This window comes from Streptomyces sp. NPDC052101 (assembly GCF_040680235.1).
In the GTDB taxonomy this organism is placed as follows: Bacteria; Actinomycetota; Actinomycetes; order Streptomycetales; family Streptomycetaceae; genus Streptomyces.
In genome coordinates, this window is record NZ_JBFAWH010000012.1 from 32,261 (window position 1) to 49,141 (window position 16,881).

Genomic DNA, 16,881 nt, shown 5'->3' on the forward strand with positions numbered 1-16,881 from the left:
ATGTGGGTAGCGACTACCAGCGGTAGTGCGCGAAGGCCTTGTTGGACTCGGCCATCTTGTGCGTGTCCTCGCGCTTCTTCACAGCGGCACCGAGGCCGTTGGAGGCGTCGAGAAGCTCGTTGAGCAGACGCTCGGTCATGGTCTTCTCGCGACGGGCGCGGGAGTAACCGACGAGCCAGCGCAGCGCGAGCGTGTTGGCGCGACCGGGCTTGACCTCGATCGGAACCTGGTACGTCGCACCACCGACACGGCGGGACTTGACCTCGAGGGTCGGCTTGATGTTCTCCAGCGCGCGCTTCAGCGTGATGATCGGGTCGTTGCCCGTCTTCTCACGCAGGCCCTCCATGGCGCCGTAGACGATGCGCTCGGCGGTGGAGCGCTTGCCGTTCAGCAGCACCTTGTTGATGAGCGACGTGACCAGAGGAGAACCGTAGACCGGGTCGATGATGACCGGGCGCTTCGGGGCGGGGCCCTTACGAGGCATTCTTACTTCTCCTTCTTGGCGCCGTAGCGGGAACGGGCCTGCTTGCGGTTCTTGACACCCTGGGTGTCGAGGGAGCCACGGATGATCTTGTAGCGAACACCCGGCAGGTCCTTCACACGGCCGCCGCGCACGAGCACGATGGAGTGCTCCTGCAGGTTGTGTCCCTCACCCGGAATGTAAGCGGTGACCTCGATGCCGCTGGTCAGACGCACACGCGCGACCTTACGCAGGGCCGAGTTCGGCTTCTTCGGGGTGGTCGTGAACACACGCGTGCAGACGCCACGACGCTGAGGGGAACCCTCGAGTGCGGGCGTCTTGTTCTTCTCGACCTTGTCCTGCCGGCCCTTGCGGACCAGCTGCTGGATCGTAGGCACTACTTCTCCGGTTTCTGTGTGCCGATAGGTACAGCTAACCTGAAACGTCGCCGACCCACGCGGTCGGGTGTGTCGAATCCGGCGGAATCTCGCCGCAGGGCGAAAAGAGCACAGATTACGGTGGCCGCTCGCGGCTCGCCATGCGGTCTGAAGGCACGCACGGGAGCCAGGGCACACCCCAGGCACAAGGTCTGAGCGTACCTACCTCATTCGCTGTGGTCAAAACAAATGGGACCTGGCCGGATCGCCGTGCGTCGCATGTCAAGCCCCCGTACCGTACGTGATCATCGAATCCACGGTCGGTGGTCCTCGCTTCTCACGGTACGCCCAGGTCAGCCGGAGGACAGTCCCGCCACCAGGGCGATGGTGATGATCAGCGTCCAGCCGGCCACCGACAGCCAGCCCAGGACCAGCCCGGCCACCGCGAAGCCCTCACCGCGCTCGCCGCCGCGCCGCAGTTCGCTGCGGGCGGAGTGGCCGAGGATGACCGCGGGGATGCCGGTGACACCGGCGGTCACGAAGGTGAGCAGCCCGCAGACCAGGGAGGCGACCGCCTTGCCGTTCGTGGGCGGCGGGGCCTGCAGAAAGGTCACCGGCACGGGCGGAGCGGCCTGGTGGTACGCCACGGGGCCCTGGGGCAGGTCGGCGACCAGCAGGGCCAGCTCCCCCACCGTGCGGGCCGTGTACGCCCGCGACACCCGCTTCTCGAACTCGGCCTGCCCGAGCCGCCCCTCGGCGTACCCCGCTCTGAGCACGTCCACGGCGCGCTCGCGGTCTGCGTGCGCGGCCAGCATCGAGGGCGCTCCCGGCCCCGCCCAGGGCTGCGGAGCGCCCATCCCCTGCCAGGGCTGCCACGGCTGCTGCGGACTGGACACCAGCGCCTCCCCGTACCCCGAATGCCTCCATGATGCGCCGGACGCGCTCCCCGGCACAGATGCCCTGCCCCTGTACGGTACGCGATCTCCAATTCGACGATCCGGGCCGACGAGCGGACCCAGCCATCCGGCTTCGGCCACACGGCGTGGCATCGCGGTGGTGAAACGCCGAAGGGCGGTCACCCCGTGGGGTGACCGCCCTTCAACTCATGCTGCTCGCTTACTGGTTGTACGGACCGTAGTCGTAGTCCTCCAGCGGGACGGCCTGGCCGGAGCCGGTGCCGAACGGCGAGTAGTCGATGTCGTCGTAGCCGACGGCCGAGTACATCGCGGCCTTGGCCTCCTCGGTCGGCTCGACCCGGATGTTGCGGTAGCGGGACAGACCCGTACCGGCCGGGATGAGCTTACCGATGATGACGTTCTCCTTGAGGCCGATGAGGCTGTCGGACTTGGCGTTGATCGCCGCGTCCGTCAGGACTCGGGTCGTCTCCTGGAAGGAGGCGGCCGACAGCCAGGACTCTGTCGCCAGCGAGGCCTTGGTGATACCCATCAGCTGCGGACGACCGGAGGCCGGGTGACCGCCCTCCTGGACCACACGACGGTTCTCGGTCTCGAACTTCGAGCGCTCGACCAGCTCGCCGGGCAGCAGCTCGGCGTCGCCCGACTCGATGATCGTCACACGGCGCAGCATCTGCCGGATGATGATCTCGATGTGCTTGTCGTGGATCGACACACCCTGCGAGTTGTAGACCTTCTGGACCTCGGCGACCAGGTGGACCTGGACGGCACGCTGGCCCAGGATGCGCAGCACGTCGTGCGGGTTGGTGGCACCCACGGTGAGCTGCTGGCCCACCTCGACGTGCTCGCCCTCGCTGACCAGGACCTTGGCACGCTTCGAGATCGGGAAGGCCGTCTCGTCGCTGCCGTCGTCCGGGGTGACGACGAGCTTCTTGGTCTTCTCGGTCTCCTCGATGCGGACGCGGCCGCTCGCCTCGGAGATCGGGGCGACACCCTTCGGGGTACGGGCCTCGAACAGCTCGACGACACGCGGCAGACCCTGGGTGATGTCGTCACCGGCCACACCACCGGTGTGGAAGGTACGCATCGTCAGCTGGGTACCGGGCTCACCGATGGACTGGGCGGCGATGATGCCGACCGCCTCACCGATGTCGACCAGCTTGCCGGTGGCCAGCGAACGGCCGTAGCACATCGCGCAGGTGCCGACAGCGGACTCGCAGGTCAGGACCGAGCGGGTCTTGACCTCCTCGACGCTGTGCTTGACCAGCTCGTCGATGAGCACGTCGCCCAGGTCGGTACCGGCCGGGGCCAGCACCTTGCCGTCGACGACGATGTCCTCGGCGAGGCAGCGCGCGTACACGGACGTCTCGACGTTGCCCGTCTTGCGCAGGACACCGTCCTCGCCGCGCTCGGCGATCGCCAGCTTGAGGCCGCGCTCGGTGCCGCAGTCCTCCTCGCGGATGATGACGTCCTGCGAGACGTCGACCAGACGACGGGTCAGGTAACCCGAGTCGGCGGTACGCAGGGCGGTGTCCGCCAGACCCTTACGGGCACCGTGCGTGGAGATGAAGTACTCCAGCACGGACAGGCCCTCACGGAACGAGGCCTTGATCGGACGCGGGATGGTCTCGTTCTTCGCGTTCGACACCAGACCACGCATACCGGCGATCTGCCGCATCTGCATCATGTTTCCTCGGGCACCCGAGTCAACCATCATGAAGATGGGGTTGGTCTTGGGGAAGTTCTCGTTCATCGCCTCGGCGACCTCGTTGGTCGCCTTGGTCCAGATCGCGATGAGTTCCTGAGTGCGCTCTTCCTTGGTGATCAGACCGCGCTCGTACTGCTTCTGGACCTTCTCGTCCTGCGCCTCGTAGCCGCGGACGATCTCCTTCTTCGCCTCGGGAACGACGACGTCGGAGATGGCCACGGTGACACCGGAACGGGTCGCCCAGTAGAAGCCGGACGCCTTCAGGTTGTCGAGCGTCGCCGCCACGATGACCTTCGGGTAGCGCTCGGCCAGGTCGTTGACGATCTCGGAGAGCTGCTTCTTGCCCACCGAGTAGTCGACGAACGGGTAGTCCTCGGGCAGCAGCTCGTTGAAGAGCGCGCGGCCCAGGGTCGTGCGCAGGCGGAACGAGTCACCCTGCTGCCACTCGGGCTCGCCCTCCTCGCGCGCCGGCGGGGTCCAGCCGCGCGGCGGGATGGTGCCCACCGGGAAGCGGATGTCGACCGACGACTGCAGCGCCAGCTCGCCGGCGTCGAACGCCATGATCGCCTCGGCCGTGGAGCCGAACGCGCGGCCCTCGCCCTTGGTGTCACGCAGCTCGCCGTCGGTGGTGAGGAAGAACAGACCGAGGACCATGTCCTGGGTCGGCATCGTCACCGGACGGCCGTCGGCCGGCTTGAGGATGTTGTTCGAGGACAGCATCAGGATGCGGGCCTCGGCCTGCGCCTCCGCGGACAGCGGCAGGTGCACGGCCATCTGGTCACCGTCGAAGTCCGCGTTGAACGCGGTGCAGACGAGCGGGTGGATCTGGATGGCCTTGCCCTCGACCAGCTGCGGCTCGAAGGCCTGGATGCCGAGGCGGTGCAGGGTGGGAGCACGGTTCAGCAGCACCGGGTGCTCGGCGATGACCTCTTCGAGGACGTCGTACACGACGGTGCGACCGCGCTCCACCATGCGCTTGGCCGACTTGATGTTCTGCGCGTGGTTCAGGTCGACCAGGCGCTTCATCACGAACGGCTTGAACAGCTCCAGCGCCATCGCCTTCGGCAGACCGCACTGGTGCAGCTTCAGCTGCGGGCCGACGACGATCACGGAACGCGCCGAGTAGTCGACACGCTTGCCGAGCAGGTTCTGACGGAATCGACCCTGCTTGCCCTTCAGCATGTCGCTGAGGGACTTCAGCGGGCGGTTGCCGGGGCCGGTCACCGGACGGCCGCGACGACCGTTGTCGAAGAGGGCGTCAACAGCCTCCTGAAGCATGCGCTTCTCGTTGTTGACGATGATCTCCGGGGCACCGAGGTCCAGGAGCCGCTTCAGACGGTTGTTGCGGTTGATCACACGGCGGTACAGGTCGTTCAGGTCGGAGGTCGCGAAGCGGCCACCGTCCAGCTGCACCATCGGACGCAGGTCCGGCGGGATGACCGGGACGCAGTCCAGGACCATGCCCTTGGGGCTGTTGGACGTCTGCAGGAACGCGGAGACGACCTTCAGCCGCTTGAGGGCACGGGTCTTCTTCTGGCCCTTGCCGGTACGGATGATCTCGCGGAGCCGCTCGGCCTCCTCCTCCAGGTCGAAGGACTCCAGGCGCTTCTGCAGCGCCGCGGCACCCATCGAGCCGTCGAAGTACGTGCCGAAGCGGTCACGCAGCTCACGGTAGAGCAGCTCGTCGCCCTCCAGGTCCTGGACCTTGAGGTTCTTGAACCGGTTCCACACCTCGTCGAGGCGGTCGATCTCGCGCTGCGCACGGTCGCGCAGCTGCTTCATCTCGCGCTCGGCACCCTCGCGCACCTTGCGGCGCACATCGGCCTTGGCGCCCTCGGCCTCCAGCTCGGCCAGGTCGGTCTCGAGCTTCTTGGCGCGGGCCTCGAGGTCGGCGTCGCGGCGGTTCTCGATCTGCTGGCGCTCGACCGAGACATGCGCCTCCAGGGAGGGCAGGTCGCGGGTACGGCGCTCCTCGTCGACGTACGTGATCATGTACGCCGCGAAGTAGATGACCTTCTCGAGGTCCTTGGGCGCCAGGTCCAGCAGGTAGCCGAGGCGCGAAGGAACACCCTTGAAGTACCAGATGTGCGTGACGGGCGCGGCCAGCTCGATGTGGCCCATCCGCTCACGGCGCACCTTGGCGCGCGTGACCTCGACGCCACAGCGCTCGCAGATGATGCCCTTGAAGCGGACGCGCTTGTACTTGCCGCAGTAGCACTCCCAGTCCCGGGTCGGACCGAAGATCTTCTCGCAGAAGAGTCCGTCCTTTTCGGGCTTCAGGGTGCGGTAGTTGATGGTCTCGGGCTTCTTGACCTCGCCGTGGCTCCACTGGCGGATGTCGTCCGCGGTGGCCAGGCCGATCCGGAGCTCGTCGAAGAAGTTGACGTCGAGCACTATGCGTCAATCCCTCTCAGGGTCGTAAGTCTGTGGTCTGAAACGGGGGCCTGGGGGTCGGCGGGCCTCCTGGTCAGGAGGCCCGCCCGACTCCCGTCAGACCTCTTCGACGCTGCTCGGCTCACGCCGGGACAGGTCGATTCCGAGCTCCTCCGCAGCGCGGAAGACGTCCTCGTCGGTGTCACGCATCTCGATGGACATACCGTCGCTGGACAGCACCTCCACGTTCAGGCAGAGCGACTGCATCTCCTTGATGAGCACCTTGAAGGACTCGGGGATGCCGGGCTCGGGGATGTTCTCGCCCTTGACGATGGCCTCGTAGACCTTCACGCGGCCGGTGACGTCGTCGGACTTGATGGTCAGCAGCTCCTGGAGGGCGTACGCGGCGCCGTAGGCCTCGAGGGCCCACACCTCCATCTCACCGAAGCGCTGGCCACCGAACTGCGCCTTACCACCCAGCGGCTGCTGGGTGATCATCGAGTACGGACCGGTCGAACGGGCGTGCAGCTTGTCGTCGACCAGGTGGTGCAGCTTCAGGATGTACATGTAGCCGACCGAGATCGGGTCCGGGAACGGCTCACCGCTACGGCCGTCGAACAGCCGCGCCTTGCCGGACGGGAGCACCATGCGCTCGCCGTCGCGGTTCGGGATGGTGTGCTGCAGCAGACCCGCCAGCTCGTCCTCGCGGGCACCGTCGAAAACCGGGGTCGCGACGTTGGTGCGCGGGGCGACCTGGTCGGCGCCGATGGCCTGCAGGCGCTGGGCCCACTCGTCGGCCAGACCGGAGACGTCCCAGCCGCGGCTGGCGAGCCAGCCGAGGTGGATCTCCAGGACCTGTCCCGGGTTCATTCGGGACGGGACACCGAGCGGGTTCAGGATGATGTCGACCGGAGTTCCGTCCTCGAGGAACGGCATGTCCTCGATGGGCAGGATCTTCGAGATGACACCCTTGTTGCCGTGACGGCCGGCGAGCTTGTCACCGTCGGTGATCTTGCGCTTCTGCGCGACGTAGACGCGGACCAGCTGGTTCACGCCCGGCGGCAGCTCGTCGCCCTCCTCGCGGTCGAAGACGCGCACGCCGATGACCTTGCCGGTCTCGCCGTGCGGCACCTTCAGCGAGGTGTCACGGACCTCACGGGCCTTCTCACCGAAGATCGCGCGCAGCAGGCGCTCCTCGGGGGTCAGCTCGGTCTCACCCTTCGGGGTCACCTTGCCGACGAGGATGTCGCCGGCGATGACCTCGGCACCGATGCGGATGATGCCGCGCTCGTCGAGGTCGGCGAGGACCTCCTCGGAGACGTTCGGGATGTCCCGGGTGATCTCCTCGGGGCCGAGCTTGGTGTCACGGGCGTCGACCTCGTGCTCCTCGATGTGGATCGAGGAGAGGACGTCGTCCTGCACGAGGCGCTGCGACAGGATGATCGCGTCCTCGTAGTTGTGACCCTCCCACGGCATGAACGCCACGAGCAGGTTCTTGCCGAGGGCCATCTCACCGTTCTCGGTGGCCGGGCCGTCGGCGAGGACCTGGCCCTCGATGATGCGGTCGCCCTCGTTGACGACGACCTTCTGGTTGACCGAGGTGCCCTGGTTGGACCGGGAGAACTTGTGCAGGCGGTACGTGATGTACGTGCCGTCGTCGTTGGCGGTGGTGATGTAGTCCGCGGAGACCTCCTGGACCACACCGTCCTTCTCGGCCTTGACCACGTCGCCGGCGTCGACCGCGGAGCGGTACTCCATGCCGGTGCCGACGAGCGGGGCCTCGGACTTAATCAGCGGCACGGCCTGACGCATCATGTTCGCGCCCATGAGGGCACGGTTGGCGTCGTCGTGCTCGAGGAACGGGATCATGGCGGTCGCGACCGACACCATCTGGCGCGGCGAGACGTCCATGTAGTCCACGTCTTCGGGGGCGACGTAGTCGACCTCGCCGCCACGGCGGCGGACCAGCACGCGGGCCTCGGCGAAGCGCAGCTCCTCGGTCAGCGGCGCGTTGGCCTGCGCGATGACGAAGCGGTCTTCCTCATCGGCGGTCAGGTAGTCCACCTCGTCGGTGACCACACCGTGCTCGTCGACCTTGCGGTACGGCGTCTCGATGAAACCGAAGGGGTTGATCCGGCCGTAGGAGGCGAGCGAGCCGATCAGACCGATGTTCGGGCCTTCGGGCGTCTCGATCGGGCACATGCGGCCGTAGTGCGAGGGGTGCACGTCACGGACCTCGAAGCCGGCCCGCTCACGGGAGAGACCACCCGGGCCGAGGGCGTTCAGACGACGCTTGTGCGTCAGCCCCGACAGCGGGTTGTTCTGGTCCATGAACTGGGACAGCTGCGACGTACCGAAGAACTCCTTGATCGACGCCACGACCGGGCGGATGTTGATCAGGGTCTGCGGCGTGATCGCCTCGACGTCCTGGGTGGTCATGCGCTCGCGCACGACGCGCTCCATACGGGCGAGACCCGTACGGACCTGGTTCTGGATCAGCTCGCCGACGTTGCGGATGCGGCGGTTGCCGAAGTGGTCGATGTCGTCGGTCTCGACCATGATCGTGCGACCGGACTCGGCCACCGTCTCGGTCTCGCCGGCGTGCAGCTTCACCAGGTACTTGATGGTGGCGATGACGTCGTCGGTGGTGAGCACACCGGCGTCCAGCGGCTCGTCCGCACCGAGCTTCTTGTTCACCTTGTAGCGGCCGACCTTGGCGAGGTCGTAGCGCTTCGGGTTGAAGTAGAGGTTCTCCAGCAGCGTCTGCGCGGCCTCACGCGTGGGGGGCTCGCCCGGACGCAGCTTGCGGTAGATGTCGAGCAGCGCGTCGTCCTGGCCCTGGGTGTGGTCCTTCTCCAGGGTGGCGCGCATGGACTCGTACTCGCCGAACTCCTCGAGGATCTGCTCGGTCGTCCAGCCGAGCGCCTTCAGCAGCACGGTGACCGACTGCTTGCGCTTGCGGTCGATGCGGACACCGACCATGTCGCGCTTGTCGATCTCCATCTCCAGCCAGGCACCCCGGGACGGGATGATCTTGGCGGAGAAGATGTCCTTGTCGGACGTCTTGTCGATGGTGGAGTCGAAGTAGACACCGGGGGAACGGACCAGCTGGGACACCACGACACGCTCGGTGCCGTTGATGACGAAGGTGCCCTTGTTCGTCATGAGCGGGAAGTCGCCCATGAAGACCGTCTGGGACTTGATCTCACCGGTCTCGTTGTTGGTGAACTCGGCGGTGACGAAGAGCGGGGCGGCGTACGTGAAGTCGCGCTCCTTGCACTCGTCGATGGAGTTCTTCGGCGGCTCGAAGCGGTGGTCCCGGAACGTCAGGGACATCGACCCGGAGAAGTCCTCGATCGGGGAGATCTCCTCGAAGATCTCCTCCAGACCGGACTTGGTGGGGACGTCCTGACCGTTCTCCAGAGCCTCCTCGACCCGACTCTGCCAGGCGGTGTTGCCGAGCAGCCAGTCAAAGCTCTCGGTCTGCAGCGCGAGCAGGTTCGGAACCTCGAGAGGCTCCTTGATCTTTGCAAAGGAGATGCGCAGCGGGGCGGTGCTGGCGCCGTTGTTCGTATTCGCGGTCGAGGCATTGCGCGAGGCGGCCAAGAGGGGGTCCTTCCGAGGGCTCGGACTCACTACGCGCGTGCCGGCCCCTCGCCCATACACAGAGACAGAAACCCCAGGTCAGGGGAGCTTTTGTCGTCGATGCTCGAGTGAGGGCAGACCCCTGGTGACGGGCAGGGGACAGCTAACAGGCAGCGCAAAGGGTCAGTGTAGCCACTTGGCACACTGATGTCCAGTGCGGGTTTTTCGAGACCCTCGCTGTGCTCACCGCTCTTGTCAACGCCCTCGGCATGCCTGCCCTCAACGCACGTTGATACTGCCCTCTTCGTCGTCGATCCATGCCTCGGATTCGGATCCTTGTGACGACGCGTCCTGAGAATTGCGCGCTGCGTGCGGTTCGTCAAGGCCCCCCAGCCCCAACGGAGCCGACCGGAGACAGAACGAAGATCACCTTACCCCCCGCCGTCGCGAGTGCAAGGTAACCGTGGCCGGGCCCGCCGGAGACGACGAAGAGCGACCACCCGGATGGATGATCGCTCTTCGACGCGTTCGCGTTACAGCCCTGCGGGGCAATTTTCAGGCCGCCATGAGGCTGCGGTCAGCGCGCGTTCGAGTCCGTCTGGACCCGCGTTCGAGTCCGTGCGGACCCGGAAAGGTCTTACTTGACCTCGACGGCGGCACCGGCGCCCTTGAGGGCCTCGGCAGCCTTGTCGGCGGCTTCCTTGTTGACCTTCTCGAGGACCGGCTTCGGGGTGCCGTCGACGAGGTCCTTGGCCTCCTTCAGACCCAGCGAGGTCAGCTCACGCACGACCTTGATGACCTGGATCTTCTTGTCGCCGGCGCCGGTGAGGATGACGTCGAACTCGTCCTTCTCCTCGACGGCCTCGGCGGCAGCGCCACCGGCGACACCGCCGGCCATGACGACCGGGGCGGCAGCGGCAGCGGTGACGTCGAACTTGTCCTCGAAGGCCTTCACGAACTCGGAGAGCTCGATGAGGGTCATCTCCTCGAACTGGGCAAGCAGCTCGTCCTGGGTGAGCTTCGCCATGATGGCGGTCCTTCCACTCAATCGGCAGGTGCCGGATGTACTGGGTAAGGCGGGCGTACGTCGGCCCGCTGCGACCCGCGCCGGTTGGTACGGGTCAGAAAGCGAGCCGAATTACTCGGCACCGCCCTGCTCGGCCTGCTTGGCGCGCAGCGCGTCCACGGTGCGGACGAGCTTCGACGGCAGCGCCTGGAAGACGGAGGCAGCCTGGGACTGCTTCGCCTTGAAGGCACCGGCCAGCTTGCTGAGCAGAACCTCGCGGGACTCGAGGTCCGCAAGCTTCTTGATCTCGTCGGCGGACAGCGCCTTGCCGTCAAGGACACCGCCCTTGATGACGAGATTCGGGTTGTCCTTGGCGAAGTCACGCAGACCCTTCGCCGACTCCACCGGGTCACCGGTGACGAAGGCGACGGCCGTCGGACCAGCGAAGAGCTGGTCGTCGAGCGTGATCCCGGCCTCGTTGGCCGCAATCTTGGTCAGCGTGTTCTTCACCACGGCGTACTGGGCGTTCTCACCGAGCGACCGGCGCAGCGTCTTGAGCTGCGCCACGGTGAGACCGCGGTACTCGGTCAGCACGGCGGCGTTGGAGCTGCGGAACTTGTCCGTCAGCTCCGCAACCGCGGCAGCCTTGTCGGGCCTCGCCATAGAGCCTCGGCCTCCTTCCGGGTGATTCGGACCGCGCGGACCCGAAGGAGGACTGGGCAAAACGAAACGCCCCGGCGCAGGCGCACGGGGCGGACTCGACCGGCCGCACACGCGCTCAGCGCGCGCACTCCGGGAGTTCTTCCACTGTCACCTGCGCGGGTCGCCCACTTTTCAGCGGATCCTTCGGCCACCGCGCCCTCGTTCAGAGCACGCGGCAACGACCAGCGGTCTTTGGCTTCTGGAAGAGAATACGGGACCGGGGCGCCGTCGAGCAAATCGGGCCCCGGCCCCGACTGAGGTCAGGAGGTGATGCCGGTGCCGGAGCCGGGAGTGCCGGTGCCGGAGCCGGTCGCCGTGCCCCCCGCGCCGGCGGTTCCGAGGGACTTCATCAGGTCCTTGAAGTCCATCGTGTCACTGGCCGGCGGGGCCTCGGCGGAGACCGGCACGCCGTAGTCGCTGTAGTAGGCGGTGGTGGTCAGGGCGCCCTTGGCCGTGTCGGCCTTCTCGGTCTTCTTCACCAGCAGGTTCTGGTCGTTGACCCAGATGTCGATGGTGTCCGTGGTGATGCCCGACTGGTCGAGCTGCTTCTTCAGGGCCGACAGCTGGTCCGCGCTGAGGTTGCTGCCCTTGCGCGCGAGGTCGGCGACGTTCACCGTGCCCGCGTAGTGCGTGGTGTGGACGCCGGAGACCGTCTCCTCGCCGGTCTTCTTCACGTCACCGGAGGCGAGCAGCATCTTCACGGCCTGGTTCGGCGTGGAGGTCTGGACCTGGTCCTTCATGTACGAGCCGGATGCGCCGCCGAACTTGGCGAGGTCGTCGTACCCGTACCTGATCCAGTGCTTGCCGCCCGTCTGCTGGGCGAACGCGCCGCTCATCTTCGCGTAGTAGGCGTCCGGCAGATAGCGGGCCTGCATCGACGAGGTGCCGGCCTTCTTCATCATCTCGGCCATCTGGCCGCCGGTGTACGTGATGGTGAGGTTGCCCTTGAGGCCGTGGCCCCAGGTGAGGGCGCCGGTCCCGGTCGCCGACAGGAGGTTGCCCATCGACATGGTGGAGCGCACCTTCGCGGAGTCCGCCTTGTCGGTGGACTGCTCGGCGGTGCGCAGCGCGGCGATGGGGCTGACGTGGATCGCGCCGCCGCCGGCCGCCTTGCCGCCCTTCCCGGAGTCCGAGGAGCCGCAGGCGGCCACGCCCGTCAGCGCGGCGACCACCGCGATCGAGAGGCCCATCCGGCGTACGGTCGTGCTCTTCATCTGCTCCCACCCCTATTGCGAGTCGTGTGCCTGCACGCTAGCTCAGGCCACTGACAGTCGTGCGAAAGGTCGTACGAAGAAAGGACGGGCCCTGCACCTGGAAGGTTGCAGGGCCCGCCCTTACTTACGCGTACCTGACGCGGCTACCGGGGGAGCGGAAGGCTCAGACGGCGGCCGGGTCCTCCTCGACGAGGAGGTTGCGGGTGCGGTTCGGGTCGACCGGGATGCCGGGGCCCATGGTGGTGCTGACCGCGGCCTTCTTGATGTAGCGACCCTTGGCGGCGGACGGCTTCAGACGGAGGATCTCCTCCAGCGCGGCGCCGTAGTTCTCCACCAGCTTGGCGTCGTCGAAGGACGCCTTGCCGATGATGAAGTGCAGGTTCGAGTGCTTGTCGACGCGGAACTCGATCTTGCCGCCCTTGATCTCCGTGACGGCCTTGGCCGTGTCGGGGGTGACCGTGCCGGTCTTCGGGTTCGGCATCAGACCACGCGGGCCGAGGACGCGGCCGAGGCGGCCGACCTTGCCCATGAGGTCCGGGGTGGCGACGACGGCGTCGAAGTCCAGACGGCCCTTCGCCACCTCGTCGATCAGCTCGTCGGCGCCGACGATGTCGGCGCCCGCGGCACGCGCGGCCTCGGCACGGTCGCCGGTCGCGAAGACCAGGACCCGGGCGGTCTTACCGGTGCCGTGCGGAAGGTTCACGGTGCCACGGACCATCTGGTCGGCCTTGCGCGGGTCGACACCCAGACGGAAGGCGACCTCGACGGTGGAGTCGAACTTGGTCGTGGAGGTCTCCTTGGCGAGACGGACGGCCTCGAGCGGGGCGTACAGCTTCTCCCGGTCGATCTTGGCGTCCGCAGCGCGGAGAGCCTTGCTGCGCTTGCTCACAACTTGCTCCTGTGTGTTCTGAAAGGAGTCGTGGTCCCTGGGCCGAGCAGGCCCTGCCACGTGCGACCGGATACGGCCGCATGACTGCTGAGGGGGGTTGAGGTCAGCCCTCGACCGTGATGCCCATGGAGCGGGCGGTGCCAGCGATGATCTTGGACGCGGCGTCCAGGTCGTTGGCGTTGAGGTCGGGAAGCTTCGTCTGGGCGATCTCGCGGACCTGCGCCTCGGTGATCTTGGCGACCTTGGTCTTGTGCGGCTCGCCGGAGCCCTTCTCGACACCAGCGGCCTTGAGGATCATCTTCGCGGCCGGCGGGGTCTTGGTCACGAAGGTGAAGGAACGGTCCTCGTAGACCGTGATCTCCACCGGGATGACCCAGCCACGCTGCGACTCGGTCGCGGCGTTGTAGGCCTTGCAGAACTCCATGATGTTGACGCCGTGCTGACCCAGCGCGGGGCCGACCGGCGGGGCCGGGTTCGCCGCACCGGCGTTGATCTGGAGCTTGATGAGCCCCGTGACCTTCTTCTTCTTGGGAGGCATAGCTCTCCGGGTCCTTTCAATCGGGTCCATGCCCGCGTGAGGATCGCGATCCTGACGCAGGCATACCGCACAACGATAACGGGTATGGATGCGCGGCTAAAAACCGTGCAGGTCAGGCGGACCGTGACGGCCTGCCTGACCTGCGCGGAAGCACGAAGTCCAAAAAAGGACTAGTTCTTCTGGATCTGGTCGAAGGACAGCTCGACCGGGGTCTCGCGGCCGAAGATCTCCACCAGACCCTTGACCTTCTTCGAGTCGGGGTTGATCTCGTTGATGGTCGCCTGCAGCGTGGCGAACGGGCCGTCGGTGACGGTGACCGAGTCGCCGACCTCGAAGTCCAGCACCTGGACCTCGACCTTGCGCTGCGGGGCGGGCTTGCCCTCGGCCTCGGCGGCCTCGCGGGCGGCCTTCTCCTCGGCCTCCGGAGCGAGCATCTTGACGATCTCGTCCAGGGTCAGCGGGTACGGGTCGTAGGCGTTGCCGACGAAGCCGGTGACACCCGGGGTGTTGCGGACGACGCCCCAGGACTCGTTGGTCAGGTCCATGCGGACCAGGACGTAACCCGGCAGCTTGTTCTGCTTGATCGTCTTGCGGTCGCCGTTCTTGATCTGGACGACCTCTTCCTGCGGCACCTCGGCCTGGAAGATGTAGTCCTCGACGTTCAGCGAGACGGCGCGCTGCTCCAGGTTGGTCTTCACGCGGTTCTCGTAGCCGGCGTAGGTGTGGATGACGTACCACTCGCCGGGCAGGGTGCGCAGTTCCTCGCGCAGGGCCTGGACGGGGTCGACGGGCTCGGCCGGCTCTTCCTCGGCCGACTCCTCCTCGGCGGCCTCGGCGGTGGCCTCCTCGGCCTCCTCCTCAGCCTCTTCGTCCTCGTCCTCGACGTGCAGGGCCGCCTCTTCGGCCGGCTCCCCCGCCTCGGCCTCGGCAGCCTCGAACTCGTCCTGCTCGTCCGCGCCCTCGACGATGTCGAGCTCGTCGTCCACCATCTCGGCGGCGGTACCGCGAGGCTCGGTGGCGTCGTCGTTCAGGTTCGGGTCAGACACGGTGGCTGCTTCTTCCTGGATACATAGGGGTGGAACATGCGAAAACGGGCGCCGGTACCACGGCGCCCTTCGCTCTTGGCTCAGCCGAAGACGTACTTGGCCGCGTGGTTGAGCCCATAGTCAATCACGGTCACTAGCCCGATCATGATGGCCACGAAGAAGATCACCACGGTGGTGTACGACGTCAGCTGGTTACGCGTCGGCCAGACGACCTTGCGGAGTTCCGCGATGATCTGGCGGTAGAAGGTGGCAAGGCGCTTCAGCGGGCCCTTCTTGGCGCGCTTCCCGCCCTTGCGGGCCTTCTTCTCCGGCACCTCGTCCTGGGCATCAGGCGTGTCGATGGAGCCCACGGCGTCCGTCATTCGTCCTCACCTGATCCCGGGTCGTGGCCGTGCCGCGCCCGGTTCCTGAGCCGCACGGCGGTGCATTGCTGTACGTACATGCGCACACATCCTGGCGGTGTGTGTAGCAGGGCCGGAGGGACTTGAACCCCCAACCGCCGGTTTTGGAGACCGGTGCTCTACCAATTGAGCTACGACCCTTTGTGTGTCCCCCAACGTACCGCATCCGGACGGGTGCGCGGTGTGCACCGGTTCCGGCGGTGGCAGCTGAAGGCCAACGAGGTGAGAGTGTACGTGGTCCAGGGCCCGGCGTCGAACAGAAAGCGCCCGTCCGGAGCCGCGTGACCGAAGATCGTCCTGGCCGGAGCCCGGATTCGGATCCGTGTTCATGTCCCGACCCCTGACTGTTCAGTCCGTGAAACCCGCGTGCCGGGGGTGTTTCCGGTCTGGAACGATGGGCTCCATGAGCGCTGCAATCCCTCCCACCGAGCGCCGGGTCTCCGCCCGAGTCGGCGCGATCTCCGAGTCCGCCACCCTCGCCGTGGACGCCAAGGCCAAGGCCCTGAAGGCCGCCGGGCGTCCGGTGATCGGCTTCGGCGCCGGTGAGCCCGACTTCCCGACCCCGGACTACATCGTCGAGGCAGCCATCGAGGCCTGCAAGAACCCCAAGTACCACCGCTACACGCCGGCCGGCGGCCTGCCCGAGCTGAAGGCCGCGATCGCCGCGAAGACGCTGCGCGACTCCGGCTGGGAGCCCGACGTCTCGCAGATCCTCGTCACCAACGGCGGCAAGCAGGCCATCTACGAAGCGTTCGCCGCGATCCTCGACCCGGGCGACGAGGTCATCGTCCCGGCGCCGTACTGGACGACGTACCCGGAGTCGATCCGCCTCGCGGGCGGTGTCCCGGTGGACGTCGTGGCCGACGAGACCTCCGGCTACCGCGTCACGGTCGAGCAGCTGGAGGCGGCGCGCACGGAGCGGACGAAGGTCGTGCTCTTCGTCTCCCCGTCCAACCCGACCGGCGCGGTCTACTCCGAGGCCGAGACCGAGGCGATCGGCCGCTGGGCCGTGGAGCACGGCCTGTGGGTGCTCACCGACGAGATCTACGAGCACCTGGTCTACGGCGACGCCTCCGCCGTGTCCCTGCCGGCGCTGCTGCCCGAGCTGCGCGACAAGTGCATCGTGGTCAACGGTGTGGCGAAGACGTACGCCATGACCGGCTGGCGCGTGGGCTGGGTCATCGGCCCGAAGGACGTCGTCAAGGCCGCGACCAACCTGCAGTCGCACGCCACCTCCAACGTCTCCAACGTGGCCCAGGTGGCCGCCCTGGCCGCCGTCTCCGGAGACCTGGAGGCCGTCGCGAAGATGCGCGAGGCCTTCGACCGGCGCCGCAGGAAGATCGTGTCGATGCTCAACGAGATCGACGGCGTGGTCTGCCCCGAGCCCGAGGGCGCCTTCTACGCCTACCCGTCGGTCAAGGGCCTGCTCGGCAAGCAGATCCGCGGCAAGCGCCCGCAGGACACGGTCGAGCTGGCCGCGCTGATCCTGGAGGAGGCCGAGGTCGCGGTCGTCCCGGGCGAGGCCTTCGGCACGCCGGGCTACCTGCGGCTGTCGTACGCGCTCGGCGACGAGGACCTCGTCGAGGGCGTGAGCCGCATCCAGAAGCTGCTCGCGGAGGCGCGGGACTAGTTTCCCGTTCCCGGTGCTCCACGCGCGCGTGCGGGCCG

General features: G+C 67.0%; 13 protein-coding genes and 1 tRNA gene. 1 reads left to right on the forward strand and 13 read right to left on the reverse strand.

Annotation, left to right across the window (positions count from 1 at the left end; translation table 11 throughout):
* Nucleotides 1-13 precede the first annotated feature (13 nt).
* The 13 genes from rpsG to AB0L75_RS21895 form a co-directional block, all read right to left on the reverse strand.
* Nucleotides 14-484 carry a 30S ribosomal protein S7 gene (gene rpsG / locus AB0L75_RS21835; RefSeq protein ID WP_003992340.1) on the reverse strand — a complete coding sequence of 157 codons (471 nt, stop codon included), beginning with the start codon at nt 482-484 and terminating at the stop codon, nt 14-16.
* Between the two features lie 2 nt (nt 485-486).
* Nucleotides 487-858: a 30S ribosomal protein S12 gene (rpsL, locus tag AB0L75_RS21840; protein WP_003948652.1), complete on the reverse strand. Its 372-nt coding sequence runs from the start codon at nt 856-858 to the stop codon at nt 487-489.
* Nucleotides 859-1,190: 332 nt separating this feature from the next.
* Nucleotides 1,191-1,694, reverse strand: a complete 504-nt coding sequence (locus AB0L75_RS21845; protein WP_365183717.1) for a DUF1707 and DUF4190 domain-containing protein — start codon at nt 1,692-1,694, stop codon at nt 1,191-1,193.
* A gap of 259 nt (nt 1,695-1,953) precedes the next feature.
* Complete coding sequence (locus tag AB0L75_RS21850) at nt 1,954-5,853, reverse strand: DNA-directed RNA polymerase subunit beta' (protein WP_365183208.1); 3,900 nt, start codon at nt 5,851-5,853, stop codon at nt 1,954-1,956.
* 96 nt (nt 5,854-5,949) lie between these two features.
* Nucleotides 5,950-9,438, reverse strand: coding sequence for a DNA-directed RNA polymerase subunit beta (gene rpoB, locus AB0L75_RS21855; RefSeq protein ID WP_365183210.1), 3,489 nt, complete (start codon nt 9,436-9,438; stop codon nt 5,950-5,952).
* Nucleotides 9,439-10,054: 616 nt separating this feature from the next.
* A complete protein-coding gene (gene rplL / locus AB0L75_RS21860; protein WP_365183213.1) occupies nt 10,055-10,444 on the reverse strand; it encodes a 50S ribosomal protein L7/L12 in 390 nt (129 codons plus the stop codon).
* A 111-nt stretch (nt 10,445-10,555) separates the two neighbouring features.
* Nucleotides 10,556-11,086, reverse strand: a complete 531-nt coding sequence (gene rplJ / locus AB0L75_RS21865) for a 50S ribosomal protein L10 (RefSeq protein ID WP_030641169.1) — start codon at nt 11,084-11,086, stop codon at nt 10,556-10,558.
* A 299-nt stretch (nt 11,087-11,385) separates the two neighbouring features.
* Nucleotides 11,386-12,339: a hypothetical protein gene (locus tag AB0L75_RS21870; protein ID WP_365183215.1), complete on the reverse strand. Its 954-nt coding sequence runs from the start codon at nt 12,337-12,339 to the stop codon at nt 11,386-11,388.
* Nucleotides 12,340-12,502: 163 nt separating this feature from the next.
* Nucleotides 12,503-13,228 (reverse strand): 50S ribosomal protein L1, encoded by a 726-nt coding sequence (gene rplA / locus AB0L75_RS21875; RefSeq protein WP_365183218.1) that lies wholly within the window; start codon nt 13,226-13,228, stop codon nt 12,503-12,505.
* Nucleotides 13,229-13,331: 103 nt separating this feature from the next.
* Nucleotides 13,332-13,766 carry a 50S ribosomal protein L11 gene (gene rplK / locus AB0L75_RS21880; protein ID WP_037858373.1) on the reverse strand — a complete coding sequence of 145 codons (435 nt, stop codon included), beginning with the start codon at nt 13,764-13,766 and terminating at the stop codon, nt 13,332-13,334.
* A gap of 170 nt (nt 13,767-13,936) precedes the next feature.
* Nucleotides 13,937-14,812 (reverse strand): transcription termination/antitermination protein NusG, encoded by an 876-nt coding sequence (gene nusG / locus AB0L75_RS21885; protein ID WP_365183221.1) that lies wholly within the window; start codon nt 14,810-14,812, stop codon nt 13,937-13,939.
* Between the two features lie 80 nt (nt 14,813-14,892).
* Nucleotides 14,893-15,174, reverse strand: a complete 282-nt coding sequence (secE, locus tag AB0L75_RS21890) for a preprotein translocase subunit SecE (protein ID WP_365183224.1) — start codon at nt 15,172-15,174, stop codon at nt 14,893-14,895.
* Between the two features lie 107 nt (nt 15,175-15,281).
* A tRNA-Trp gene (locus AB0L75_RS21895) sits at nt 15,282-15,354 on the reverse strand.
* A 262-nt stretch (nt 15,355-15,616) separates the two neighbouring features.
* Here AB0L75_RS21895 and AB0L75_RS21900 point away from each other — a divergent pair.
* Nucleotides 15,617-16,843 (forward strand): pyridoxal phosphate-dependent aminotransferase, encoded by a 1,227-nt coding sequence (locus AB0L75_RS21900; protein WP_365183227.1) that lies wholly within the window; start codon nt 15,617-15,619, stop codon nt 16,841-16,843.
* Nucleotides 16,844-16,881 lie beyond the last annotated feature (38 nt).

Bases quoted from the DNA above. Each gene is read 5' to 3' on its own strand.
- rpsG (WP_003992340.1), bottom strand. From the start codon at position 484: ATGCCTCGTAAGGGCCCCGCCCCGAAGCGCCCGGTCATCATCGACCCG.
- AB0L75_RS21845 (WP_365183717.1), bottom strand. From the start codon at position 1,694: ATGGGCGCTCCGCAGCCCTGGGCGGGGCCGGGAGCGCCCTCGATGCTG.
- rplL (WP_365183213.1), bottom strand. From the start codon at position 10,444: ATGGCGAAGCTCACCCAGGACGAGCTGCTTGCCCAGTTCGAGGAGATG.
- rplJ (WP_030641169.1), bottom strand. From the start codon at position 11,086: ATGGCGAGGCCCGACAAGGCTGCCGCGGTTGCGGAGCTGACGGACAAG.
- AB0L75_RS21870 (WP_365183215.1), bottom strand. From the start codon at position 12,339: ATGAAGAGCACGACCGTACGCCGGATGGGCCTCTCGATCGCGGTGGTC.
- rplK (WP_037858373.1), bottom strand. From the start codon at position 13,766: ATGCCTCCCAAGAAGAAGAAGGTCACGGGGCTCATCAAGCTCCAGATC.
- secE (WP_365183224.1), bottom strand. From the start codon at position 15,174: ATGACGGACGCCGTGGGCTCCATCGACACGCCTGATGCCCAGGACGAG.
- AB0L75_RS21900 (WP_365183227.1), top strand. From the start codon at position 15,617: ATGAGCGCTGCAATCCCTCCCACCGAGCGCCGGGTCTCCGCCCGAGTC.